This window comes from Gordonia sp. NPDC127522 (assembly GCF_042672305.1).
In the GTDB taxonomy this organism is placed as follows: Bacteria; Actinomycetota; Actinomycetes; order Mycobacteriales; family Mycobacteriaceae; genus Gordonia; species Gordonia hongkongensis.
On the sequence record NZ_JBHXVK010000012.1, the window covers coordinates 37,162 to 59,134 of the forward strand.

Sequence of the window (21,973 nt, forward strand, 5' to 3'; positions counted from 1 at the left end):
CACACGCGCTTGATCGGCCTCGACGCGTCGTCGTCAACTCGGGGTTGACGCGATCAACTCGTCAACCTACGGTTGACGCATGCCCCAGAATTCAGTCTCCATCCGCCTCGACGACCTGATCCATGCCATCCGCAAGGTCCACGACGACCCGTTGGACCAACTCTCCGACGCGGTGGTCGCCGCGCAGCACCTGGGCGACATCGCCGACAGCCTGATCGGTCACTTCGTCGACCAGGCCCGTCGCTCGGGGGCATCGTGGACCGCGATCGGCACCAGCATGGGCGTGAGCAAACAGGCCGCTCAGAAGCGGTTCGTCGATCGGGTGTCGTCCGCGGGCGAGAACGATGCTCCCGGCGCGGACAACCCGTTCTCGCGTTTCACACCTCGGGCCGCGAACGTACTGATGGCCGCGAACGCGGCAGCTGCCGCGGGCCGTGCCGAGCACGTGACCCCGGCCCACATCGCGCAGGCCCTCACGGCCGAACCGAAGTCCCTCGTGTTCCATGTGTTGCGGGACTCCGGCGTCGACGCCGACAACTGGCGTGCGGCCATCGCGCCGCTGCTCCCGGCACCGCGGGACATCGCCGACGACGAAGCAACGAGCGTGGTGCCCTACGACGACGCGTCGAAGTCGGTCTTGGAGTCGACCGTCACTGCCGCCCTCGATCTCGGGCACAACTACATCGGCACGGAGCATCTCCTGCTCGGCTTCTTCGCCGATGGCACGCTTGCCGAGGCGATGAGCGGGCTGGGCCTCACGGCCGACGCCGTCCGCTCGACCATCGTCGCGACGCTGGCGCAGGTACTGGAGCAACCCGGCGCCGGGAGCGAAGCGAGCGGGCCGAATCAAACCGGCGCCGGGAGCGAAGCGAGCGGGCCGAATCAAGCCGGCGCCGGGAGCGAAGGGAGCGGGCCGGGTCAGACCGACTAGTCCGAATCGGAGATGTAGTGCACCGCAGCCTCTTCCGCGGAGGCTCCGGCGCCGTCGATCCCGGCGTCCTCGGCGACGGCGTCCGACTCGGTGTCGATACCCGATCCGGCGTCCGGGGCGATGAGACGTCCGGCGCGGCGGTCCCCGACCTCGTCGTCTTCCTCGAACTCGTCGTCACGATCGGAATCGTGTGCGCGCCAGTCGGTCCGCGCACGTTCCTCGGCGGTGATCTCGTCGAGCGGATCGACCGCTCCGACGTCGGGTTCCTCTTCGGCCAGCCGCTCGTCGAGCGTCTCGCCCTCGGCCTGCTCGCGAGAGGTCAGCCCGTGGACGGCGCCCTTGGGCGCATAGTCGGGCGGTGAGTACCCCTCGTCGAGGACGTCGTCGACGCCGCGGTCGTCCAGAGTGTCCTCCGGCTGCAGTTGGTCGTCCTCGTCCAGGCTGTACTCGCCGTCCGAACCCTCCGGGGTGCTACCGATGTCGTCCTTCATCCTTGCCACGATGCCAGCCCGCCGGGAGTCCTGCCAGGACGACCCGATGGCGCGACGTGGCCGACCGCTGTCGGTCGCGCTCACCCGGTTCGGCCGAATCGCCGATGCCGGGGTGCCGGATCGGCGACAATGTCGAGGGTGATCGAGGAAATGCAGGCCGAGGCCCGGGCGCTGCTCTCGGCCGGTGAATACGACCACGCGCTGGCCGAGTTCTCCGTGCTCCGCGAGATCAGATCGCGCCGCGAGGGACCGTATTCGGTGATGTATCTGTCCAATCTGCACGACTGCGTCCGCTGCATGTCCCATCTCATGCTGTGGTCCGACGCCAGCCACCTGTGTCGTGAACTGCACGGCAAGTACGTGCGCACGCACGGGCGCGCCGAAGCCGACACGGTCGACGTCGCGAAGCACTGGGCTTGGGCGCTCGTGCACCTGCACGACTATTCGCCGGCCGTCCGGTTGTACCTGCTGACCGCCGACGCGCTCTGGGAGTCCGATCCCGCCCAGGCGCAACGTCTGCTCGGCGCGGCGGTGGTTCACCGGCACGACACCGATCCCCTCGCGCTGATCTCGCCGGGGCTCATCGACGGTGTCGGACTCCGTCATGCCGACGAGGAGCGAGAACTGCTCACGCGCCTGGTCGAGAGGTTGGCCGATGGTGGCGGCGCTCCGGCGAGCGCGGCCACCATCGACGGTCTGGCTCTGGTGTGAGCCGTCAGACGACGTCTCGGCGTCGGCGTCGCATGATGTAGCTGTCGGCGCCCATCCGGCCGGCCGACGTGTAGCCGACGGCCAGCAGGCCCGCGATCAGCGCGAGCGGCCACTCGTAACCGCCGTCCATGTTCCAGAACCCGGCGTCCCAGTGCACGAACACGATCGCGCCGATCATGTCGGCGATCAGCAGGGTCGCGACGATCGGCAACAGCAGTCCGAGGATCAGCAGGATGCCGCCGATCAGCTCGACCCATGTCGCGTAGTACGCGGCGAGCTCCGGGTAGGGGATGTCCATGCCGGCCGGGCCGAATGCCGCCTTGGTGGCGTCCATCCCCTGGGTGACCAGCTTCTGCCACCCGTGGGCGATGAAGATGATGCCGAGTATCAGGCGCGCGAGAAACTGCGCCACACTACCGAATCCGCTCATTCCGCACTCCTCGAATCGATCGGGCGGGCCGGCTGTGCCGCCGCCAGGTACTCTCTCAGTGTCCGGGACAGCATCGCCCCGTCGCGGGTGAACAGCCGAATCGAGACGTCACCACCGAACCGCAACCGCTTCGTGACCGGTCGCAGCGCGTCGCCGACGCGACTCGTCGAGGCGCGCCGCCGCACGTCAGCCCGCCGGGGCAGAACGGAGTAGGAGTCGAGAGTGCCGGGAAAGTCTGGGCTGGGTTCACGTGGCAACTCCGGGCAACCCGTGCTGGGGGCACCCGCCGACGTCCTCGATGCATATCTGCCCGACAACGGCAATCTGGGCTATCGCATCTCTCGATACGATCTGGAACTCGAGTACAAGGTGTCGAGCAATCGACTCGAGGGCACCGCGATCCTGACCGCGACGTCGTACGCCGAGCTCAAGCGTTTCACCCTCGACCTGGCGAGCTCGCTGTCGGTGCAACGGGTGTCGGTCAACGACAAGCGCGCCCGCTACTCGCATCGTCGGCACAAGCTGACCATCACCCCCGACACTCCACTCCCCCCGGGCGGGGCGATGACCGTCACCGTCCGGTACCACGGCAGTCCGCATCCGATCCGCGGCCCGTGGGGCGAGGTCGGCTGGGAGGAACTGACCGACGGCTCGCTCTGCGCGAACCAGCCCAACGGGGCGGCGTCGTGGTTCCCCTGTGACGACCACCCGAGCGCCAAGGCGCCGTACCGGATCTCGATCACCACCGACAGCCCGTATCACGCGCTCGCCAACGGCGTCCTGGAGTCCAAGCGGGTCCGCGCCGCGCAGACCACCTGGGTCTACGAGCAGGTGGAACCGATGCCCACCTACCTGGCGTCGATCCAGATCGGTCAGTACAAGCAGATCTCGTTGGCGTCCAAACCGATTCCGGTCTCGGGCCTCGTCCCCTCGCGACTCGAGGAGAACTTCGGGGTCGATTTCGGTCAGCAGACCGAGATGATGTCCGCGTTCGTCGAGATGTTCGGGCCGTATCCGTTCCCCCAGTACACCGTCGTGGTCACCGACGACGAACTCGAGATCCCCATCGAGGCACAGAGTTTCTCCACCTTCGGGGCCAATCACTGCGACGGTAGCCGGCACGCGGAGCGGTTGATCGCCCACGAGCTCGCGCATCAGTGGTTCGGCAACTCGGTGACCGCGGCCCGCTGGCGCGACATCTGGCTCCACGAGGGTTTCGCCTGTTACGCCGAATGGCTGTGGAGTCAGCACTCGGGCGGCCGCAGCGCCGACGAATGGGCGCGCCACTACTACGCGAAACTCGAATCGTCGCCGGTGCGTGTGCCACTCGCCGATCCCGGTCCGCGCAAGATGTTCGACGACTGGATCTACAAACGCGGCGCACTCACCCTGCACGCCCTGCGGCTGACCATCGGTGACGGCGACTTCTTCGCGCTGCTGCAGCGGTGGACCGACAAGTATCGGTACGGCTCGGTGACCACCGAGGACTTCATGGCGCTCGCCGCCACCCACTCGTCGAAGCCGCTCAAGGATCTCTGGGACGACTGGCTGTTCACGCCCGAGTTGCCGCCGTTCCCGGGTCCTTCCTGAACCGTTCGATGACGACCGATCCGACGACGCCGGGTCCGGACGCCGGTTCGGCCGGTTCGGCAGGTTCGGCAGGCGACACCGACGCACGTTCACTGGGCCGGGTCACGATGGCGACGATCGTCGCGGCCGCGTCGGGATATGTCGTCCTGCTCTTGGCGGCCAGACATCTCGGGGCCGTCGGCTACGGCGTGTTCGCCGTGTTCTGGGCCGCGTACGGCCTGGTGACCGGGGCGCAGAACGGGCAACTCCAGGAGACGACGCGGGCGGTCCGGACCGCCGCATCGGAGGGGCTCGCCCGGTCGCGCCCGTTGCTGGTCAACGCTGGCATCGGGCTCGGCCTGGCCGTTCTGGTCGCCTCGACGTCGCCGTTGTGGAGCTCACGGGTGTTCACCGCGGATCGCGGGCTGTCGGTGCTGCTGCTCGCCGTCGGCGTGGCCAGCTTCGCGGTGTACGCGCACCTGTGCGGAGCGTTGTCGGGGCGGCTGGACTGGTCGTCGTTCGCGGTGCTGCTGTCGGTCGACGCGCTGATCCGGCTCGGTGGTGCGGGGATCGCGGTCGCGGCCGGCTGGGGTGTCACCGCGTTCCTGGTCGTCACCGTCGTCGGGTCGGTGTCGTGGTGCCTGCTGCTCGTGGTGTCGGCATCGGCCCGTCGCGCGATCGGCGTCGCCGGCGACGTGGCGCCCCAACGTCTGACCGGCAACACCCTGACCGCGATGGCCGCCGCCGCCGCGAGTGCCGTCCTCGTCATGGGTTTTCCCGTTCTCATCAACCTGACCACCGACCTGCGTGGCGGCCCCGACGCCGACGACGTCCGGACGATCGGCGCCCTGATCCTCGCCGTGACCCTGACCCGCGCGCCGCTACTGGTGCCGCTCAACAGCTTTCAAGGTGTGCTGATCTCCAGGTTCGTCGACCGCCGGGACCGTCGCCTCGCCGCGCTGGGTGCTCCCCTCGGGATCGTCGCCGCGGTCGGTGCCGTGGGGGTGACGGCCGCGTGGCTGGTGGGCCCGTGGTTGCTGCGATCGGTGTTCGGCGCCGACTTCGATCTCGACGGTGTGGTAGTGGCGCTGCTGACGCTCGGCGCGACGTGCCTGGCGCTGCTGACGGTGACCGGCGCCGCCGCGATCGCCGCGGGCGCCCACCGCTGGTACGCGGCCGGATGGTGGGTGTCGACCCTGGTCGCGATCGCGATGTTGTTGCTGCCGCTCGACGTCGCGACCCGGACCTGCGTCGCCCTCGTCGTCGGACCCCTGGTCGGCCTCGGCGTGCATCTCGTCGGGGTGCTGCGGGCCTGACCCTTCGTGACGCTCGCTCCTCAGGGAGCATGGGGTCGGCTCGCAAGCTCGCTCCTCAGTACCTGCGGCCTCGCGGCCGTCGTTGACCGAAAGAACCGCATAACCCCTGCTCCCTGAGGTGCGAGGAGCGCAAGCGACGAGCCTCGAAGGGCTGGTGAGGCGCGCTACGAGCCCTTCGAGGCTCGCTTCGCTCGCACCTCAGGGAGCAGGGGTTAAGCTCGCTTCGCCCGCACCTCAGGGAGCAGGGGTTGGGCTCGCTTCACACGCACCTCGAGGAGCGGGGGGCGCTCCTAGCCCCCGGACGAACCCCGCAGCCGGCCGAGGCCCGCGCCGACGCGGGCCGAGAGGTGGTTCAGCCTCGACGTCGCGTGCCATCTCGCGGCGCGCGCCGCCGTCGGCCATCCGTGCGCCTCGCAACGCTGCGCTTCGTCGGCGAAGAATCGGTTCTCCTCGGCGAACCGCCGACCGTCGACGGCCTGCACCGAACTCACCGAGGCGCGGTGCCTGCGGTAGGAGAAGACCACCTCAGGGTCGTAGACCAGTGATCCGCCGGCGCTCGCCAAATCGACGAGGAGTGCGAGATCGAGGACGATCTCTAGTCCGGGCCGGAACCCGACCTCGCGCACGGCGGCGGTCCGCCACAACAGGGACGGAAAATAGGTCCAGTTGCCGTGGTACAGCGAGGTGGCCAGCCGTTCCCCGGACAGCACGGTCGCCCGCGGCGGCGCGAGAACCGACTTGATCCGGTCGCCGAGCGGCGTCACCGGCCGCCCGTTCTCGTCGATGACGTCGACGCCGGGCGCGATGACCGCAGCGTCGGGATGGTGGCGGGCCAACGTACGGACGGTGGCGAGGTAGGCGCGATGCATCACGTCGTCGCACCCCATGACCACGAACCAGTCGGCGGTGACCAGCTCGACGCAGCGCCGGAAGTTCCCGTTCACACCGAGGTTGGTCTCGTTGCGGAGGTACTGGACCCGGGCGTCACCGAGCGACTCCAGCCAGTGCCGCGGGGTCGGATCCGGGTAGCAGTCGTCGACGACGACGAGCCGGAGGTCCGGGTCGTCCTGGTCGAGCACACTGGTGACGGCTTGCCGGAACTGGGCGACGTCGCCGTAGAACGGCATCATCACGTCGATCGTCACCGGACAAGACTAACCAGGTCCGATCACCACGCGACCCCCGAGGCGTGCCGGGCGCCAGACGCCGCGCGGAAGCGGGTTAGGGTTGTTGACCATGGCCGACCCCAGTACCAACGCCGACGTGTGGCTGGTGGTACCCGTTTTCAACGAGGGCCAGGTGATCCGCGAGGTGGCGGCCAAGGCCCGCGAGACGTTCCCCAACATCGTCTGCGTCGACGACGGCAGCTCGGACAACTCGGCCGAGGAGATCCGGGCCGCCGGGGTGCATCTGGTTCGGCACCCGGTGAACCTCGGCCAGGGTGCCGCGATCCAGACCGGCGTCGAGTATGCGCGTCGCCGGCCGGGGGCACGGTTCTTCGTGACGTTCGACGCCGACGGACAGCATCAGGTCGACGATGTGTCGGCCATGATCGAGCGCTTACGACGCGAGCCGGTCGACATCATCGTCGGAACCCGCTTCGCCGACGGTCGCAGCGAATCGGTTCCGATCCTGCGCCGGATGGCGTTGCGCACCATCGTGTTCCTGAGTCCGCGCACCCGTCGCCTCGGATTGTCCGACGCACACAACGGACTTCGGGCCTTCAACAAGACCGTGGCCGATCAGCTCGACCTGCTCATGAGCGGGATGAGCCACGCGTCGGAGTTCATCGCGCTCATCGATCACCATCGGTGGCGGGTGGCCGAACAACCGGTGACGATCCTTTACACCGACTACTCGCGCGCGAAGGGACAGTCGCTGATCAACGGGGTCAACATCGTCGCCGATGGCCTGTTCCACACCCGGATGAGGAAGTGATGCCACGATGATCTGGTTCCAGATCCTCGCGATCCTCGGTCTGGTCGCGCTCGTCGGTTTCTTCGTGGTGAACCGGGGCACGGCCCGCGCGTCGGCAGGCGTGAAGCTGCTGTTCGTCGCGTTCATCGGCTTCGGCCTCTACGCGATGCTGAGGCAGGACGACGTCACGTGGGTGGCCAACAAGATCGGCATTCAACGCGGCCTCGACCTGGTCCTGTTCCTGCTGGTCATCGCGTTCGCGTTCACGACGGTGTCGACGTATCTGCGGTTCCGCGACCTGGAGGTCAAGTACGCGCGGCTGGCCCGTGCGATCGCGCTGCAGGACGCGGAGCGCGAGAACCATCCCGGAACGGGCGACTAGCTCCGGACCGTCATCGACTGCGCCACGGCACTACCCGACTCCAGCCGATCGTTCGCACCATCGGCGGCGGAACGGCTTTCGGCCTCGGCCACCTGAAACATGGTGGCGACGATGGAGGCGTACAACACCAGCTCACCGAAGTTGCCGAGCCAGAGAACCGACATGCCCGCGGCCGCGGTGACGAGCATCGTCACCGAGCCGAGCAACAGCCAGAGCGACCGCACCTGACGCCACGCGGTCATTCCGATCGCGATGAGGATCAGCACGGTGCCCAGTGCGGGGACCGGCGGGCCGGCAGCGGCGGCGTTGGCGTACCGCAGCGCATCACCGTCGGTCGCCGGCGTCAGCTCCAGCGCCACGAAGCACTCGACGATCCCGACGACCACCAACGCGGCGACGAGAACGGCTCCGACCACGACCACCGGGCGACTCCACCGCACACCCAGACGCCAGGCCAGCACGGCGGCGGCAACGACGATCAACGGAGTCATCAGCCCATGAATCCAGAAGCGGGGCAGATTGATCGCGTACAGGAGGTCACCGAGGCCGACGAGACGTCCCACCGCAACCGCCATGTTGTCGAATGTCAGTGCCATGCCGAGCAGGACGACCAGCCAGGTGACGGCCCCACACGACCGCCTCAGGCGGAACGCACACGCGGTCAACGCGATCATCCCCAGCCCTATCGCGGCCATGATCGCCGAATTTCCCATCAGTCCAGTGAGCATCTGCTCGCCACCTCCCATCGCTCAGCTTACTGAACGATTCGGAGCCGCTGTCCTCACGGACGGCCCTGCCGCGGCGAACTGCGCCACCCCTTGCGTCTACGTATACATCTACATATAGTTACCGCATGCCCAACAAGACCATCTACGTCTCCGACGAGGACCTCAAAGTCCTCGAACGCGCTCAACAGGTGTCGGGAGGCAATCTCTCCGGCGCAGTCGTGGAGGCACTGCGCGCGTACGTGCGGGCGGCCGACTACCGCGACGCCGGCTACGACGAGGTCGTCCTGCGCGACGGCCCCGACGGGGTGCGTCGTAAGCGGTTCTTCGGCAGACTCCTCGCCGAGGAGACCGAGTACGACGAAACCACCGGCAACGCAACGAAATTGACCGCTTATGAGGGACGGACCGGAAAGATCGTCCTCGCGGTCCACCACGTCGACTGGGCGAACTACGGGGTGACACATCGACAGAAGACCGGTAACTGGCTGAAGGACCTGACCGGACTTCCCAGTGTCCGCAGCCTGTTCACCGCCGACCTACCGGACTGGGGCGACTACCGCGTCGACATCGTCGACTCCCCCGACCAGCTCAAACCGCTTGTTCCCGAACGCTTCTACGCACGCACCGCCGCCGCCCTCCGACCCGAGGTCGAAGACCTGGACGTGTGAACCCCACCCGACCGCACCGCTAGAACCACCGAGTACTTCCCGGCGACGTCCATCAGGGACGGTCGTCTACCCACACATGCATATATGCGCATGCGTTTATGTCTGGACCCATCAACCGCAGGGAGCACGATCATGACAACGACCGCCATCCGCGCCACCGGACTCACAAAGTCCTTCGGCGACCACACCGTCCTCGACGGTATCGATCTCGACGTACCGGCGGGCACGGTGTTCGCCCTGCTCGGACCCAACGGCTCCGGGAAGACGACCACCGTGAAGATCCTGTCCACGTTGTCGCAACAGGACGCCGGTGAGGTGGAGGTCGCCGGACTCGATCCGCGGACCGACCGCGCGGCAATCTGCGCGCAGATCGGCCTGACCGGGCAGTTCGCCGCCGTCGACACGTTGCTGACCGGGCGGGAGAACCTCACCATGGTCGCCCGCCTGCGACATCTTTCGAAAGCGGCGACCCGCGAGCGGGTGGACCGGTTGCTGCACGACTTCGACCTCACCGACGCCGCGGACCGTCGGGTCGCCGAATACTCCGGCGGTATGACCAGGCGCCTCGACCTGGCCATGACGTTGGTGGGCGAACCGTCGATCATCTTCCTCGACGAGCCGACGACCGGACTCGATCCACGGTCCCGCCGCGCGGTCTGGGACACCGTCCGCGGTCTCGTCGCCGGCGGCACCACCATCTTCCTCACCACGCAGTACCTCGAGGAAGCGGATCACCTCGCGGACCGGATCGCCGTGCTCGACCGCGGCCGCATCGTGGCCGAGGGGACGGCGGCCGAACTGAAGCGTCTCGTGCCGGGCGGATACATCCGGATCGACTTCACGAACGCCGACGACCTCGAACGGGCGCGGTCGCAGTTCCCCTCGGCGGTCGACACCCCGGGCGAGAACACCCTCGCCGTCCCCGGTGGCGCCGGTATCGGCGCTGTCCGCGACGTGCTCGCCACCCTCGACGAAGCCCGGATCGACGCTGCCGGGATCTCGGTCCACACACCGGATCTCGACGACGTCTTCCTCACCATCACCGGCCGCACCGCCGCTACCACCACCAACTAGGAGAAGTCATGACCACCACGCTCGACCACACCCTGTCCGACTCCGCGGTGATGGTGCGCCGCAACCTGATCCGGCTACGGCGCTACCCCACGATGATGTTCTCCACGATTGCGATGCCGGTCGTGATCCTGCTGATGATGACCTACTTCTTCGGCGGTGCCATCGAGAGCGCCCTCGCCGCGGACGGACCGCTGGACGGCAAGTACATCAACTATCTTCTCCCCGGCCTACTGCTCTTCGTGCCGTCGTTCCTGACGGTGGCGGTTGCGGTCTCGGTCAATCAGGACGTCACCGAGGGCATCATCAATCGGTTGCGATCACTGGCCACTCCGCCGACAGCGATCCTGGCCGGACACTTCGTCGGCGCCCTCATCCAAGGTGTGGTCGCGGTCTGCTTCCTGCTCGCGGTCGCGTTCGCGATGGGCTTCCGTGCCGACGCAAGCCTTCTCGACTGGTTCGCGGCCGGCGGACTGCTCCTGCTACTGACCGCCGGCCTCGTGTGGATCGCGGTTGCCATGGGCGTCGTCGCGCCGAATCCGGAGAGTGCGAGCAACATGCCGCTGCCGCTGCTGTTCCTGCCCTATCTGGGCAGTGGGCTGGTCCCGACCGACAGCATGCCCAACGGTGTCCGCCAGTTCGCCGAGTACCAGCCGTTCAGTCCCATCGCCGACACGCTGCGCGGACTCCTCATGGGTCTCGACATCAGTGATCGCTGGCCGTGGGCGCTGGGATGGTGCGTGGTGTTCCTGGTGGTCGGCTACTTCTGGGCGGTCACCGCGTTTCGGCGATCCACTACCGGCTGACGCTTCCCGCCCTGCGACGTGTACGGCTCGCGCCGTGCACGTTTCGGCGTTCGCGCCTCAGTCCCGCAGCGAACCCAGGAAGTCGGCCACCTCGTCGTGGTTCGGCAGCAGACCCGACTCGCGCGCCTCGGTGAGCCCCGGTGCCGCGGTGTCCTTCGGCGAGAGTTCGAACTCCAGCGGCGAACCGTCCCGGGCGTGCGTCGGCCATTCGATACCCAATTCCGGATCAAGCGGGTTGATGCCGTGCTCACCCGTCGGGTTGTATCCGGTGGAACAGAGGTAGGTCACGGTCGAATTGTCGGCGAGCGCGCAGAACGCGTGGCCGAGACCCTCGGACAGGTAGACCGCACGACGATCCACGTCATCGAGCAGGACGGTGTCGTAGGTACCGAAAGTGGGTGAGCCGACGCGGATGTCGACGATGACGTCGAGAATCGCCCCGGTGGGGCAGGTGACGTACTTCGCCTGCCCGGGCGGGACGTCGGCGAAGTGCACGCCGCGCAGCACCCCGGCCGCGGACACCGAGAGATTCACCTGCGCGAGGTCGAAGCGGTGGCCGATGGTCTCGGCGATCACGTCGGCCTTGAACGCCTCGGCGAACAACCCACGGGCATCGCCGTGTTGGACCGGGGTGAACTCCCACGCTCCGTCGATGGCGAGCGGGCGGACCTTCATGCGGACACCTTTCCCAGAGTCGGTCGTCGGACATGCGCCTCGGGGGCGGCGCTTAGAAACCCTTGCCCCGCTGCAACAGTTCGAGCAGGTAGTCACCGTAACCCGACTTGCGGAGTTTGTCGGCACGAGCCCGCAACTCCTCGTCGGAGAGATAGCCTTGCCGCCACGCGATCTCTTCTGGGACAGCGATTTTGAGTCCCTGGCGTTGTTCGACGGTGCGGACGAAGTTGCCGGCGTCGAGGAGGCTGTCGAACGTGCCGGTGTCGAGCCACGCCGTGCCGCGCGGCAGGACGGTGACCGACAGCTTGCCGCGGTCGAGGTAGTGGGCGTTGACGTCGGTGATCTCGTACTCGCCGCGGGAGCTGGGGCGCAGATTGCGGGCGATGTCGACGACATCGTTGTCGTAGAAGTACAGACCGGGCACCGCGAAGTTCGACTTCGGTTGTGCCGGTTTCTCTTCCAGCGAGATGGCGGTGCCGTCGGCATCGAAGTCGACCACGCCGTAGGCCTCCGGGTTGGCGACCCAGTAGGCGAACACCGCACCGCCGTCTACGTTCTCGAAACCCTGCAACCGGCTGCCGAGTCCGGGGCCGTAGAAGATGTTGTCGCCGAGGACGAGAGCCACCGAGTCTGCACCGATGTGGTCGGCGCCGAGGACAAAGGCCTGCGCGAGTCCGTCCGGGGAGGGCTGGGTCTTGTAGGTGAGGTCGATGCCGAACTGGTCGCCGTTGCCGAGCAGGTTCTCGAAGGCCGGGGCGTCGTGCGGGGTGGTGATGATCAGGATGTCGCGGATCCCGGCCAGCATGAGCGTCGAGAGCGGGTAATAGATCATCGGCTTGTCGTAGACCGGGACGAGTTGCTTGCTCACCCCCTGCGTGATGGGGTGCAGCCGCGTGCCCGTACCGCCGGCCAGGATGATCCCTTTCATGGCGATCAGGGTAATGCCCGCGGCCTTTCGCGACGGCACGCGAGTCGCACCGCTGCGCTCACCCGAGGCGAGCAGGTCAGCTGCTCGGTAGAGTGACTGCGACCATCGACCTCGACGAAAGGCGCCGCGCGTGCGTGTTCTCGTGACCGGGGGTGCCGGGTTCATCGGCGCCAACTTCGTGCTGCGCACCCTGACGACCCGCCCCGACGTCTCGATCCGGGTCCTGGACAAACTCACCTACGCCGCCAACCCCGACACCCTCGCCCCGGTCGCCGACCGCGTCGAACTCATCGAGGGTGACATCACCGACGCCGCCCTGGTCGGCCGACTCGTCGCCGAAGCAGACCTCGTCGTGCACTTCGCCGCCGAATCCCACAACGACAACTCCCTGGCCGACCCGTCGGCGTTCGTCTCCACCAACCTCGTGGGCACCTACACCCTGCTCGAAGCCGTCCGCGCCCACCAGGTGCGCTACCACCACATCAGCACCGACGAGGTCTACGGCGACCTCGATCTCGACGACCCGGCCCGCTTCACCGAACAGACCGCCTACAACCCGTCGAGCCCCTACTCCTCGACCAAAGCCGGCAGCGACCTGCTCGTGCGCGCCTGGGTCCGCTCCTTCGGCGTGGCCGCCACCATCTCCAACTGCTCCAACAACTACGGCCCGTACCAGCACATCGAGAAGTTCATCCCCCGCCAGATCACCAACGTGCTCTCCGGGGTGCGCCCCAAGCTCTACGGCGACGGCCGCAACGTCCGGGACTGGATCCACGTCGACGACCACAACGACGCCGTGTGGACCATCATCGACCGCGGCCAGATCGGCGAGACCTACCTCATCGGCGCCGACGGCGAGGTCGACAACCGCACCGTCGTGGAAACCATCCTCGAACTCCTCGACCAGCCCACCGACGCCTTCGACTTCGTCACCGACCGCCCCGGCCACGACCGCCGCTACGCCATCGACTCCACCCGCCTGCGCACCGAACTGGGCTGGACCCCCTCCTACCTCGACTTCCGCGCTGGCCTCGCCGCCACCATCGACTGGTACCGCGACCACCCCGGCTGGTGGCAACCCGCCAAGGAAGCCGTCGAACAGAAGTACGCCACCACCGAACGCGTCACCGGCTGACCGGCACCTCCGCTGATCGAGCCGACACCTCCGCTGATCGAGCCGACACCTCCGCTGGTTAAGCCGGCCGTCCGATGGTTGAGCCGACACCTCGGCTGGTTGAGCCGCCACTCCGCTGGTTGACCCGCCCCTCCACTGGTTGACCCGCCCCCTCCGCTGGTTGAGCCGGCCCCGAGCGAAGCGAGGCGCCGAGTCGAAGCCACCTGGTGACCTCCATGCAGTCCACTTGGCCCATTCCCAGGGTCGCCGCTTACGGTGGTCCACATGCGCGTACTCGTGAGCGGAGGAGCGGGCTACATCGGCTCGCACACCGTCATCCAATTGGTCTCGGCCGGACACGACGTCGTCATCGTCGACGACTTCAGCAACGCCAAGCCGGCCGTCGTCGGCCGGCTCGAGGCACTGACCGACCGTTCCATCCCCGTCCACGCCTTCGACCTCGCCGACGTCGACAAGACCGAACACTTCTTCGCCCACGAGGACATCGACGCGGTCATCCACTTCGCGGGGTTCAAGGCGGTCGGCGAGTCGGTGGCCAAGCCGCTCGACTACTACCAGAACAACCTCGGCACCACGTTCGCCCTGCTCCGCGCGATGGAGCGCCACGATGTGCACACGCTGGTGTTCTCGTCGTCGGCGACGGTCTACGGCGCCGAGCCACAGTTGCCGATGACCGAGGATCTGCCGACGTCCGCGACCAACCCGTACGGCTGGACCAAGGTGATGATCGAGCAGATCCTGCGCGATGTCGCCTCCAGTTCGGACGTGTGGCGCATCGCGGCACTGCGGTACTTCAATCCGGTGGGCGCGCATCCGAGCGGGCAGATCGGCGAGGACCCGTCGGGCATTCCGAACAACCTGATGCCGTTCGTCGCGCAGGTCGCGGTCGGCCGGCGCGAGAAGCTGGCGGTCTTCGGCGACGACTACGACACCCCCGACGGCACGGGCGTGCGCGACTACATCCACGTCGACGACCTGGCCGCCGGCCACGTCGCGGCCCTCGACCGCATCAGTACCGGCGAGACCGGCATGTCGACCTGGAATCTTGGTACCGGGCAAGGGGTTTCGGTCTTGGAGGTCGTGCACGCGTTCGAGAAGGCCAGTGGGCGCCCCATCCCCTACGAGGTCGCCCCGCGGCGGGCCGGCGACATCGCCGCGTCCTACGCCGATCCGACCCGGGCGAACGACGACCTGAACTGGCACGCCGCCAAGACCATCGACGACATGTGCGCCGACACCTGGCGCTGGCAGTCCGGCAACCCGAAGGGTTACCCGGACGCCTGACCGGTTTCCCCTTGGGCAGGCGCGTGCGGATCGTCGGGATCGACGATCGAGTCGGTGACCCAGCCGATGTAGCGCCGCGCCGAACTGTCCACCACGTCCCGGGCGTTCTCGGCCACGACGACACCGAACGCGTCGTAGAGCCGGTCGAACCGGAGTGTGTTCACCCGGTCGACGATCTGGCGGACGAGCCGCGGTGACAGCGGGATCATGTTCGGGTAGCTGCGCATGAAGGTCACCATGCCGGGCTGTATCACGCCCTTGATGGTGTCGCCGGTCAGCACCGCACCCCGGCCGTCGGCGGCGTCGGGGAGGTGTAGCACCGCGCTGCCGGGGAAATGGCCGCCGCACTGGACGAGTCGCACTCCGCCGAGGACCTCGGTGGTGTCCGACCAGAAGCGCACAACGGGGTCGGGGCGGGTGACCCACCTCCGGTCGGAGTCGTTGTAGTACACCGGAACTCGACCGAACCGATGACTGAGCGAGACGCTCGCGCCCACCAGATGCGGATGACTCGCGGCGATGGCGGCGACCCCGCCGTGCTGCTCCAGCCAGTCGACGAGGGACGGCCCGAGGAAACCCGGCGGTTCCCAGAGGATGTTCCCGTCGGGAGTCGTGACGAGCAGGGCACGCTGCCCGATCCCGACGGAGGGCTGCACCGACAGCGCGGTCAGACCTGGCTCCAGTTCGTGGGCGGTCAGCGTGTTGACGGCGGTCTCGTCGAGCCGGGTCCAGCTGGGCCCGCTGACCGGAAGCCACTGCCGGTCGTCGTCGCAGATCGGGCACATCTCGGGCGGCGTCTCACCCGGCGGGAATTCGTTGGCGCAGAACACACACATCCAGGGCCGCATGTCCCGACGCTAGCCCGTGCTCGCTCGTCGAACGGGGCGAATGGCCGCGTATCCCCCGCTTCGTGAGGTGCGCGGCGCAGACCCGCTGCTCCCCGAGGTGCGAGACGCGACCCCACTGCTCCCGAGGAGCGAGACGCGGCCCCACTGCTCCCTAATCCGAAAGAAGCGACCCCATTGCTCCCTGAGGTGCGAGGCGCGACCCCCTGCTCCCTGAGGTGCGAGCGAAGCGAGCCACGAAGGGTCCTCGTGAGTTGCCTCGCCAGACCCTTCGAGGCTCGTCGCTTGCGCTCCTCACACCTCAGGGAGCATGGGGCGGGTACGCGCCTCGCATCGGGCCTCAGGGGGTCAAGTCACTCAGGGCGCGGGCGGCGGGTAGACGAGGTCGTTGACGCGGTAGACCACCGCGTCGCCGCGGCGGAACACCTCGGTCAATCCGGGAGCGCCGTTCTGACGCAACGCAAGGAAGGGGTCGCCCTGGTGCCCGCGGGCGGGGTCGGGCATGCCGCGCTGGAACTCCCAGTAACTCGGCGGCGAGTCGATCACGTAGTGCACGTTCATGTCTCGCACGATCTGGTCGATGGCCGGGTCGGCGCCGATCTCCGACACACCCCAGAAGAGGTCGCGCTGCCGCTCGGAGAACTCGTTGGCCCGGTAGAAGGGGAACATCGGGGTGACCCCGGTGACCGGGTACAGCCAGCCGGTGCCCTGGTCGAGGTTGTTGAGGACGAGGACGTCCTGGGCGTCGGGCTGCGCGGCGAGCCACTCGTAGGCGGCGAGATCGTCGGGCCCGACATACTTGCCGCCCCGCTCCTTCGACGCGATCTGCGCGTTCGGCGGATAACGCACGACGGCGGCGCCGGCGATCAGACCCAGCAACACCACATATGTCGCGGCCACCACCCAGCGCGCCTTCCCCGAAGTCGCCTCGGCCTTCTCCTGACCGTCGGCCGGTTCCGACGCCACGCGGCGTCGGACCAGACCTGCGACGCCGAGCGCGAGAACCCCGATCGCGACGCCGGCCGCCGCGGCCGAGAGGATCGCGACCACGAATGTGAGCCGGTGGGGTGAGTTGTAGAAGTAGCCGCCGATCGCCCCGAGCGGGTACGACAGCGGCCCCAGGGACACCATCGCGTTGGCGGTCACCAGGGCGAACACGAACCATGCGACCAGGCCGGCCCAGCATCGCAGCCATACGAGCGCTATCAGCCCGAGCAGGGTGACGACGATCAGCGGCCACACCGGGAAGTGGTCGAGCTCGAGCGGGATCGTCCCGTTGAACGCGCCCTTGACGAGCCCGTCGAGAACGCCGATCGTCTCCTCACGGAAGTCGAAGAACGGGAGCTCGTTGGTGTCGGCGACCCGGATGGTGCCCAGGACGACCGGTGCGATGAGGACCAGCGTCACCACCGCCGTGACGGCCAGCGTCGCGAGATCGCGCAGGCGACCGGCGACCGGACGCCACAGACCCTCGCACAGCCACCAGAGGCCGACGATCACGCCGACGACGATCAGGCCGGAGGGGTGAGTGGCGGTCACACCGGCCACGGCCACCGCGGCCGGCAGCACACGCGATCTGTCCGACACCACGCTCATCACGAGGACGGCGGCGACCGGCGCCAGGCTCACGCCGACCGCGTTCGGCACCGAGGTCAGCTGGACCTCGACGTAGGGCAGGGACGGGAACAGCGCGCTCAGCGCACCCGCGGTACCGGCGATGAGAGCCGACGAGTCGACGTCGTAGCGGTGCCGCGCAAACCAGTAGGCCAGCGACGCGACACCGAGCGGAACGGTGATCGCCAGCACTGCGGGCGAATACGTGTTGTAGAGCTCGACCGGGTCGGCACCGGTCAGCGGGAACAGCAACGCACCCAGCGCATGCCAGGTGTTCGGGTAGTAGTTGAACCCCTGGGTGTCGTAGTTCATCAGCTCGCCCATCCGCATGGCCGAACCGACGCCCGTCTCGTGGATCCAGCGCAGCGAACTGGCGTGCCACAACGAATCCCACACCTGCGAGATGTTGCCGAGACCGGCGAATGCGGTCGTCGCGATCGGCCGGATACAGGTGACGGCGATGACGAGTCCACCGAGTCCGAGGCCGGCGGCGACCCGCACCATCGCGGTCCGTCCCACGCGGGATTCGCCGTCGGCGTCGGGTACCGGCGCCAGCCGCTGACCCCACCGGGTGAGCAGCAGTGCCGAGTAGACCCAGGCACCGCCGACCGCGAAGACCAGACCCACCAGGGCCGAGACGGCATTCCACTCGAAGCCGACGACGGAGTACAGCACCGTCAGGATCGAGACCAGGGCGAACGTGATGGGCGGACCCGCGGCCAGCGCGACCGGCCACGGTAGGTTCATCCGTCGGCCGACGAACGCGCCGGGCAGGATGAGCACGAGCGCGGTCACGACGACGACCCATGCTCCCAGCATCATCGTCTGCGCCTTTCCACACTCACCCGCTGCACTCCCCGTCGCACCGCGGTGTCACTGCGCGGTGCCTGATCAAACTCTCAGCAGGTTACCGGGTGGTCGATCGACGACGCGTCACCGTGTGCGGGCGGCCCCGGCGGCCGAGCCCGCCATTGCGGCGGTACCGAGTTCTACGACGGGGGCGCCGTGGCGACGATGTCCGAGGAGAGCGACGATCAGGCTCATCATCGCGGCGACGGCGCCGAAGCCGAACATGACCGGGTAGGTGATCGCCGGCCAGCTCTCCGAGATCCAGGCCAGAACCGCCGGAACCCCGAAGCCGAGGTAGGTCACGCCGTAGAACACGGCGGTGAGACCGGCGAGGTCATCGGGTCCGGCGATGCGCTGCACCTCCAGCAGGCCGACGATCATCGCCATGCCGTATCCGCAGCCGAGCAGCGTCGACGCCAGGAGCGCGACCCAGACGGTCAGCACGTGTGCCGCCACGGCTGCGAGGACCATTCCGGCCACGAGCACCACGAAGGCGACGACGACACCGCGGAGACTCCCCGGCCGGTCGATCCGTCGACCCAACGACTGGATGCCGAAACCGGCGGACAGGCCGAGGACGCAGCACAGGCCGGCGAACGCGATCGGCGCTCCCGCGGTGCGGGCGGACATGAGGGCGGGGACGATCGCGTAACCCGATGCGGCGGCACCGAAAACCCAGGGCGCCAGTGGCAACACGACGAACAGGAAACGACGATGGCCCGCGGACGGGATGCGCAGGTCGTCACGCAGACGCCCCGGCGAGTCTTGTCTGGGACGCGTCTCCGGCACCAGCACGATCAGGTTCGTCGCGACGACCGCGACGGCGATGTTGATCAGGTACGGCAGCACATGCGGCCACGGCCCCCACTGCGCGAGCACCCCGGCCACCCCGGCGCCGACGCCGAAGCCGGCCGTGAGACTCATGGCCGCGCGACCGGCGCCGGCACCCGACCGCGCACCGTCTCGGTCGGAGAGTTCCTTGATCCAACTCCCGCCCACGGCCATCGAGAGACCCAGCGCGATGCCGCTGCACACCCGCCCGGCGGTCAGCAGTGCCACCGACTCCGAGCCCGCGGCCAGCAGTCCCGAACCGATCGCCGCGAACAGCGGGGCGGGCAGCATGAGTGGCCGTCGGCCCAGCCGATCCGACAACGGGCCGCCGATCAGCAGGGCGGGCACAATGCCCAGGACGTAGGCGAAGAGCAACGCGTCGACGACGACCGGCGACATGTCGGTGATCTGCCGGTACATGACCAGCAGCGGCGTGAATTCGTTGCCGCCCCACGCGGTGGCGAACACGGCGAGCGCGACGGCGGGCCATCCGAAGCGCGCGCGGTCGGCGCTCATGCCGGTGCCCCGGGGAGGTCGTGCCCGGGTAGATCGTGAACCGCGACGAGGTGGCCGGCGAGCAGCGTGTCGAAACGTTCGGCGTCGGCAGACTCGATCGCGTCGAGAAGCGCGCGGTGGTCGTCGAGGATCCGGGCCGCGACACTCGAGTCCCGGTGCACCGACGCCGTCGTCATCCGTCGATGCCGTTCCCCGAGCGTGGTGTAGAAGCCGGACAGCAATGCGTTGTCGCCGGCGGCGGCGATGAGCTGATGGAACTCGGCGTCGATGCGGGAGAACTCTCGGATGTCCGAGGCGTCGGACCGACGATGGGCGTCGAGGTTGGCGCGCAGACTCCGCACGAGTCCGGCCACCGCGCCCGGCCGACCGACGACCGCACGCACCGCGTGCCGTTCGAGGAGCAGGCGTGCGTCCACGACGTCGCGGATCTCGCGCTCACCGATAGGGACCACGAGGGCTCCCCGTTTCGGGTAGAGACGCATCCAGCCTTCGGTCTCCAACCGCAGGAACGCCTCGCGCACCGGAGTACGGCTCACCGAGCACTTCGCGGCGATCTCACCCTCGCTGATCAGCTCACCGCCGGCGATCGCGTTTGTGAGAATTTGCTCTTTGACCTCGACATATACCCGCTCAGCAGCGGATTCGGAGGTCGCATGCAACATAGACACAAGTTGTACCTTATCAATGATCATTGGACACTTCACCTGGGCCGACCCACCTTCCGGAACGATCCCAGACGGTGAGACACTTAATCCGGCCGTAACGAGCGTCACCCCGCTCACACGAGCCCGGCCCGCGTCCGCTGAGCTCACCTGCTCGCGTCGATGCGGATCACTTCTAGCTCGCGGGCAGCGTGGCCGGCGAGACGATGCAACCCGCATTTTCGCGGCTTTTCAGGAGGACCCGTGACGAGCACGGAGGACACACGTATGGGTGAGACCCCCTACACCGAACCCACGATCGCCGACCACCCCATCACCGACGAAGAGATCTTCTTGGCCCACGTCGGCGGCAAGCTCTCGGTGGAGCTGCGCGCACCCATCGACACCCAGCGCGACCTGTCGATCGCCTACACCCCGGGTGTGGCCCAGGTGTCGCGTGCGATCGACACCGATGCCACCCTGGTGAACAAGTACACCTGGACCGACCGCCTGGTCGCCGTGGTGAGCGACGGATCGGCGGTCCTCGGACTCGGCGACATCGGTCCCCGCGCCTCGCTGCCGGTCATGGAGGGCAAGTCCGCACTGTTCCGCAGCTTCGCCGGACTCAACTCGATCCCCATCGTTCTCGACACCCAGGATCCCGACGAGATCGTCGAGACCCTCATCCGACTCCGCCCGAGCTTCGGCGCCGTGAACCTCGAGGACATCTCCGCGCCGCGCTGCTTCGAGATTGAGCGCCGCGTCATCGAGGCGCTCGACTGCCCGGTCATGCACGACGACCAGCACGGCACCGCGATCGTCGTCCTCGCCGCCCTCAAGGGCGCGACGACCCACCTCGGCCGCGATCTCGCCGGCCTGAAGGTCGTGATCTCCGGCGCCGGTGCCGCGGGTGTCGCGTGCGCGAACATCCTTCTGGCAGTGGGTATCTCCGATGTCGTCGTGTTGGATTCCAAGGGCATCGTGTCTGCGGGACGTGACGGCCTGAACGAGTCGAAGAGCGAACTGGCGTCACGCACCAACCCGCGCGGGCTGACCGGTGGCGCGGTCGAGGCGCTCGCCGGCGCCGACGTCTTCATCGGTGTGTCGGCAGGTCTGATCCCCGAAGAGCTCATCGCGTCGATGAACGACGATTCGATCGTCTTCGCCCTGTCAAACCCCGACCCGGAGATCCATCCGGAAGCCGCCGCCAAGTACGCGGCGATCGTCGCGACCGGACGCAGCGACTTCCCGAACCAGATCAACAACGTCCTCGCCTTCCCCGGCGTCTTCAAGGGTGCGCTCGACGCCGGTGCACGACGCATCAGTGAGGGCATGAAAATCGCTGCGGCCGAAGCCATCTTCTCGGTCGTCGCCGATGACCTGCGCGCCGACCGCATCGTGCCCAGCCCGCTCGACGACCGGGTCGCCCCGGCAGTGGCAGCCGCCGTCGCCGACGTCGCCCGCGCCGAGGGGCACTGCTCCTAGCACCCCCTTGCTCCCTGAGGTGCGAGCGGAGCGAGCCACGAAGGGCATAGTGACCTGCCTCGCCAACCCTTCGTGGCTCGTCGCTTGCGCTCCTCGCACCTCAGGGAGCGGGGAGGGTCTGCGGTTCTTTTCAGCAGGGCGGCTTTGGTC

Annotated in this window: 22 protein-coding genes; 12 read left to right on the top strand and 10 right to left on the bottom strand. The window is 67.9% G+C overall.

Annotation, left to right across the window (positions count from 1 at the left end; genetic code table 11):
• Positions 1-79 precede the first annotated feature (79 nt).
• Positions 80-931: a Clp protease N-terminal domain-containing protein gene (locus tag ACFVHY_RS17470; protein WP_390274122.1), complete on the top strand. Its 852-nt coding sequence runs from the start codon at positions 80-82 to the stop codon at positions 929-931.
• Here ACFVHY_RS17470 and ACFVHY_RS17475 read toward each other — a convergent pair.
• Positions 928-1,422 (bottom strand): DUF5709 domain-containing protein, encoded by a 495-nt coding sequence (locus tag ACFVHY_RS17475; protein ID WP_058251378.1) that lies wholly within the window; start codon positions 1,420-1,422, stop codon positions 928-930. The two genes, ACFVHY_RS17470 and ACFVHY_RS17475, sit on opposite strands and share 4 nt — an antisense overlap.
• Before the next feature lie 129 nt (positions 1,423-1,551).
• Between ACFVHY_RS17475 and ACFVHY_RS17480 the strand changes: the two genes are divergently transcribed.
• The gene (locus tag ACFVHY_RS17480; RefSeq protein WP_175404303.1) at positions 1,552-2,133 is read left to right on the top strand and encodes a hypothetical protein; all 582 of its coding nucleotides are present in this window, start codon (positions 1,552-1,554) and stop codon (positions 2,131-2,133) included.
• A gap of 4 nt (positions 2,134-2,137) precedes the next feature.
• Here ACFVHY_RS17480 and ACFVHY_RS17485 read toward each other — a convergent pair whose 3' ends face one another.
• Entirely contained in the window at positions 2,138-2,563 is a 426-nt protein-coding gene (locus ACFVHY_RS17485; protein ID WP_058251379.1) for a DoxX family protein, read from the bottom strand.
• 222 nt (positions 2,564-2,785) lie between these two features.
• On the opposite strand from ACFVHY_RS17485, the gene ACFVHY_RS17490 reads away from it, so the two are divergent.
• Both ACFVHY_RS17490 and ACFVHY_RS17495 read left to right on the top strand, forming a co-directional pair.
• Positions 2,786-4,153 carry a M1 family metallopeptidase gene (locus ACFVHY_RS17490; RefSeq protein WP_390274125.1) on the top strand — a complete coding sequence of 456 codons (1,368 nt, stop codon included), beginning with the start codon at positions 2,786-2,788 and terminating at the stop codon, positions 4,151-4,153.
• An 8-nt stretch (positions 4,154-4,161) separates the two neighbouring features.
• Positions 4,162-5,448: a polysaccharide biosynthesis protein gene (locus tag ACFVHY_RS17495; protein WP_390274128.1), complete on the top strand. Its 1,287-nt coding sequence runs from the start codon at positions 4,162-4,164 to the stop codon at positions 5,446-5,448.
• Between the two features lie 290 nt (positions 5,449-5,738).
• On the opposite strand, the gene ACFVHY_RS17500 is transcribed toward ACFVHY_RS17495, so the two are convergent.
• Entirely contained in the window at positions 5,739-6,593 is an 855-nt protein-coding gene (locus tag ACFVHY_RS17500; RefSeq protein WP_390274130.1) for a glycosyltransferase family 2 protein, read from the bottom strand.
• 91 nt (positions 6,594-6,684) lie between these two features.
• On the opposite strand from ACFVHY_RS17500, the gene ACFVHY_RS17505 reads away from it, so the two are divergent.
• Positions 6,685-7,386 (top strand): glycosyltransferase family 2 protein, encoded by a 702-nt coding sequence (locus tag ACFVHY_RS17505; protein WP_226512333.1) that lies wholly within the window; start codon positions 6,685-6,687, stop codon positions 7,384-7,386.
• A gap of 7 nt (positions 7,387-7,393) precedes the next feature.
• Positions 7,394-7,747 (top strand): DUF2304 domain-containing protein, encoded by a 354-nt coding sequence (locus ACFVHY_RS17510; protein WP_259935319.1) that lies wholly within the window; start codon positions 7,394-7,396, stop codon positions 7,745-7,747.
• On the opposite strand, the gene ACFVHY_RS17515 is transcribed toward ACFVHY_RS17510, so the two are convergent.
• Positions 7,744-8,475 carry a hypothetical protein gene (locus ACFVHY_RS17515; RefSeq protein WP_390274133.1) on the bottom strand — a complete coding sequence of 244 codons (732 nt, stop codon included), beginning with the start codon at positions 8,473-8,475 and terminating at the stop codon, positions 7,744-7,746. The genes ACFVHY_RS17510 and ACFVHY_RS17515 overlap by 4 nt on opposite strands.
• Positions 8,476-8,600: 125 nt before the next feature.
• On the opposite strand from ACFVHY_RS17515, the gene ACFVHY_RS17520 reads away from it, so the two are divergent.
• From ACFVHY_RS17520 to ACFVHY_RS17530, 3 genes are all read left to right on the top strand, one after another.
• Positions 8,601-9,143, top strand: coding sequence for an EXLDI protein (locus ACFVHY_RS17520; protein ID WP_068970632.1), 543 nt, complete (start codon positions 8,601-8,603; stop codon positions 9,141-9,143).
• A 132-nt stretch (positions 9,144-9,275) separates the two neighbouring features.
• Positions 9,276-10,217 (top strand): ABC transporter ATP-binding protein, encoded by a 942-nt coding sequence (locus ACFVHY_RS17525; protein WP_390274136.1) that lies wholly within the window; start codon positions 9,276-9,278, stop codon positions 10,215-10,217.
• A gap of 8 nt (positions 10,218-10,225) precedes the next feature.
• On the top strand, positions 10,226-11,020 hold the full coding sequence (locus ACFVHY_RS17530) for an ABC transporter permease (protein WP_058251389.1): 795 nt from the start codon (positions 10,226-10,228) through the stop codon (positions 11,018-11,020).
• 57 nt (positions 11,021-11,077) lie between these two features.
• On the opposite strand, the gene ACFVHY_RS17535 is transcribed toward ACFVHY_RS17530, so the two are convergent.
• Both ACFVHY_RS17535 and rfbA read right to left on the bottom strand, forming a co-directional pair.
• Entirely contained in the window at positions 11,078-11,695 is a 618-nt protein-coding gene (locus tag ACFVHY_RS17535) for a dTDP-4-dehydrorhamnose 3,5-epimerase family protein (RefSeq protein ID WP_068970630.1), read from the bottom strand.
• Between the two features lie 52 nt (positions 11,696-11,747).
• Positions 11,748-12,623 carry a glucose-1-phosphate thymidylyltransferase RfbA gene (rfbA, locus tag ACFVHY_RS17540; RefSeq protein ID WP_390274139.1) on the bottom strand — a complete coding sequence of 292 codons (876 nt, stop codon included), beginning with the start codon at positions 12,621-12,623 and terminating at the stop codon, positions 11,748-11,750.
• 130 nt (positions 12,624-12,753) lie between these two features.
• Between rfbA and rfbB the strand changes: the two genes are divergently transcribed.
• Positions 12,754-13,758 (top strand): dTDP-glucose 4,6-dehydratase, encoded by a 1,005-nt coding sequence (rfbB, locus tag ACFVHY_RS17545; protein WP_390274142.1) that lies wholly within the window; start codon positions 12,754-12,756, stop codon positions 13,756-13,758.
• Between the two features lie 264 nt (positions 13,759-14,022).
• On the top strand, positions 14,023-15,042 hold the full coding sequence (gene galE / locus ACFVHY_RS17550; protein WP_390274144.1) for a UDP-glucose 4-epimerase GalE: 1,020 nt from the start codon (positions 14,023-14,025) through the stop codon (positions 15,040-15,042).
• Here galE and ACFVHY_RS17555 read toward each other — a convergent pair.
• The 4 genes from ACFVHY_RS17555 to ACFVHY_RS17570 form a co-directional block, all read right to left on the bottom strand.
• Positions 15,027-15,890, bottom strand: a complete 864-nt coding sequence (locus ACFVHY_RS17555; protein WP_390274145.1) for a hydrolase — start codon at positions 15,888-15,890, stop codon at positions 15,027-15,029. The two genes, galE and ACFVHY_RS17555, sit on opposite strands and share 16 nt — an antisense overlap.
• A 354-nt stretch (positions 15,891-16,244) precedes the next feature.
• A complete protein-coding gene (locus ACFVHY_RS17560) occupies positions 16,245-18,323 on the bottom strand; it encodes a DUF6541 family protein (RefSeq protein WP_390274147.1) in 2,079 nt (692 codons plus the stop codon).
• 111 nt (positions 18,324-18,434) lie between these two features.
• Positions 18,435-19,697 carry an MFS transporter gene (locus ACFVHY_RS17565; RefSeq protein ID WP_390274149.1) on the bottom strand — a complete coding sequence of 421 codons (1,263 nt, stop codon included), beginning with the start codon at positions 19,695-19,697 and terminating at the stop codon, positions 18,435-18,437.
• A complete protein-coding gene (locus ACFVHY_RS17570; RefSeq protein WP_390274303.1) occupies positions 19,694-20,359 on the bottom strand; it encodes a GntR family transcriptional regulator in 666 nt (221 codons plus the stop codon). Before ACFVHY_RS17570 ends, ACFVHY_RS17565 begins: the two co-directional genes overlap by 4 nt.
• A 267-nt stretch (positions 20,360-20,626) precedes the next feature.
• Between ACFVHY_RS17570 and ACFVHY_RS17575 the strand changes: the two genes are divergently transcribed.
• Complete coding sequence (locus tag ACFVHY_RS17575; protein ID WP_058251397.1) at positions 20,627-21,823, top strand: NADP-dependent malic enzyme; 1,197 nt, start codon at positions 20,627-20,629, stop codon at positions 21,821-21,823.
• Positions 21,824-21,973 lie beyond the last annotated feature (150 nt).

Bases quoted from the DNA above. Each gene is read 5' to 3' on its own strand.
- ACFVHY_RS17470 (WP_390274122.1), top strand. From the start codon at position 80: ATGCCCCAGAATTCAGTCTCCATCCGCCTCGACGACCTGATCCATGCC.
- ACFVHY_RS17475 (WP_058251378.1), bottom strand. From the start codon at position 1,422: ATGAAGGACGACATCGGTAGCACCCCGGAGGGTTCGGACGGCGAGTAC.
- ACFVHY_RS17480 (WP_175404303.1), top strand. From the start codon at position 1,552: ATGTCGAGGGTGATCGAGGAAATGCAGGCCGAGGCCCGGGCGCTGCTC.
- ACFVHY_RS17485 (WP_058251379.1), bottom strand. From the start codon at position 2,563: ATGAGCGGATTCGGTAGTGTGGCGCAGTTTCTCGCGCGCCTGATACTC.
- ACFVHY_RS17495 (WP_390274128.1), top strand. From the start codon at position 4,162: ATGACGACCGATCCGACGACGCCGGGTCCGGACGCCGGTTCGGCCGGT.
- ACFVHY_RS17505 (WP_226512333.1), top strand. From the start codon at position 6,685: ATGGCCGACCCCAGTACCAACGCCGACGTGTGGCTGGTGGTACCCGTT.
- ACFVHY_RS17510 (WP_259935319.1), top strand. From the start codon at position 7,394: ATGATCTGGTTCCAGATCCTCGCGATCCTCGGTCTGGTCGCGCTCGTC.
- ACFVHY_RS17515 (WP_390274133.1), bottom strand. From the start codon at position 8,475: ATGCTCACTGGACTGATGGGAAATTCGGCGATCATGGCCGCGATAGGG.
- ACFVHY_RS17520 (WP_068970632.1), top strand. From the start codon at position 8,601: ATGCCCAACAAGACCATCTACGTCTCCGACGAGGACCTCAAAGTCCTC.
- ACFVHY_RS17525 (WP_390274136.1), top strand. From the start codon at position 9,276: ATGACAACGACCGCCATCCGCGCCACCGGACTCACAAAGTCCTTCGGC.
- ACFVHY_RS17530 (WP_058251389.1), top strand. From the start codon at position 10,226: ATGACCACCACGCTCGACCACACCCTGTCCGACTCCGCGGTGATGGTG.
- ACFVHY_RS17535 (WP_068970630.1), bottom strand. From the start codon at position 11,695: ATGAAGGTCCGCCCGCTCGCCATCGACGGAGCGTGGGAGTTCACCCCG.
- rfbA (WP_390274139.1), bottom strand. From the start codon at position 12,623: ATGAAAGGGATCATCCTGGCCGGCGGTACGGGCACGCGGCTGCACCCC.
- galE (WP_390274144.1), top strand. From the start codon at position 14,023: ATGCGCGTACTCGTGAGCGGAGGAGCGGGCTACATCGGCTCGCACACC.
- ACFVHY_RS17555 (WP_390274145.1), bottom strand. From the start codon at position 15,890: ATGCGGCCCTGGATGTGTGTGTTCTGCGCCAACGAATTCCCGCCGGGT.
- ACFVHY_RS17560 (WP_390274147.1), bottom strand. From the start codon at position 18,323: ATGATGCTGGGAGCATGGGTCGTCGTCGTGACCGCGCTCGTGCTCATC.
- ACFVHY_RS17565 (WP_390274149.1), bottom strand. From the start codon at position 19,697: ATGAGCGCCGACCGCGCGCGCTTCGGATGGCCCGCCGTCGCGCTCGCC.
- ACFVHY_RS17570 (WP_390274303.1), bottom strand. From the start codon at position 20,359: ATGTTGCATGCGACCTCCGAATCCGCTGCTGAGCGGGTATATGTCGAG.
- ACFVHY_RS17575 (WP_058251397.1), top strand. From the start codon at position 20,627: ATGGGTGAGACCCCCTACACCGAACCCACGATCGCCGACCACCCCATC.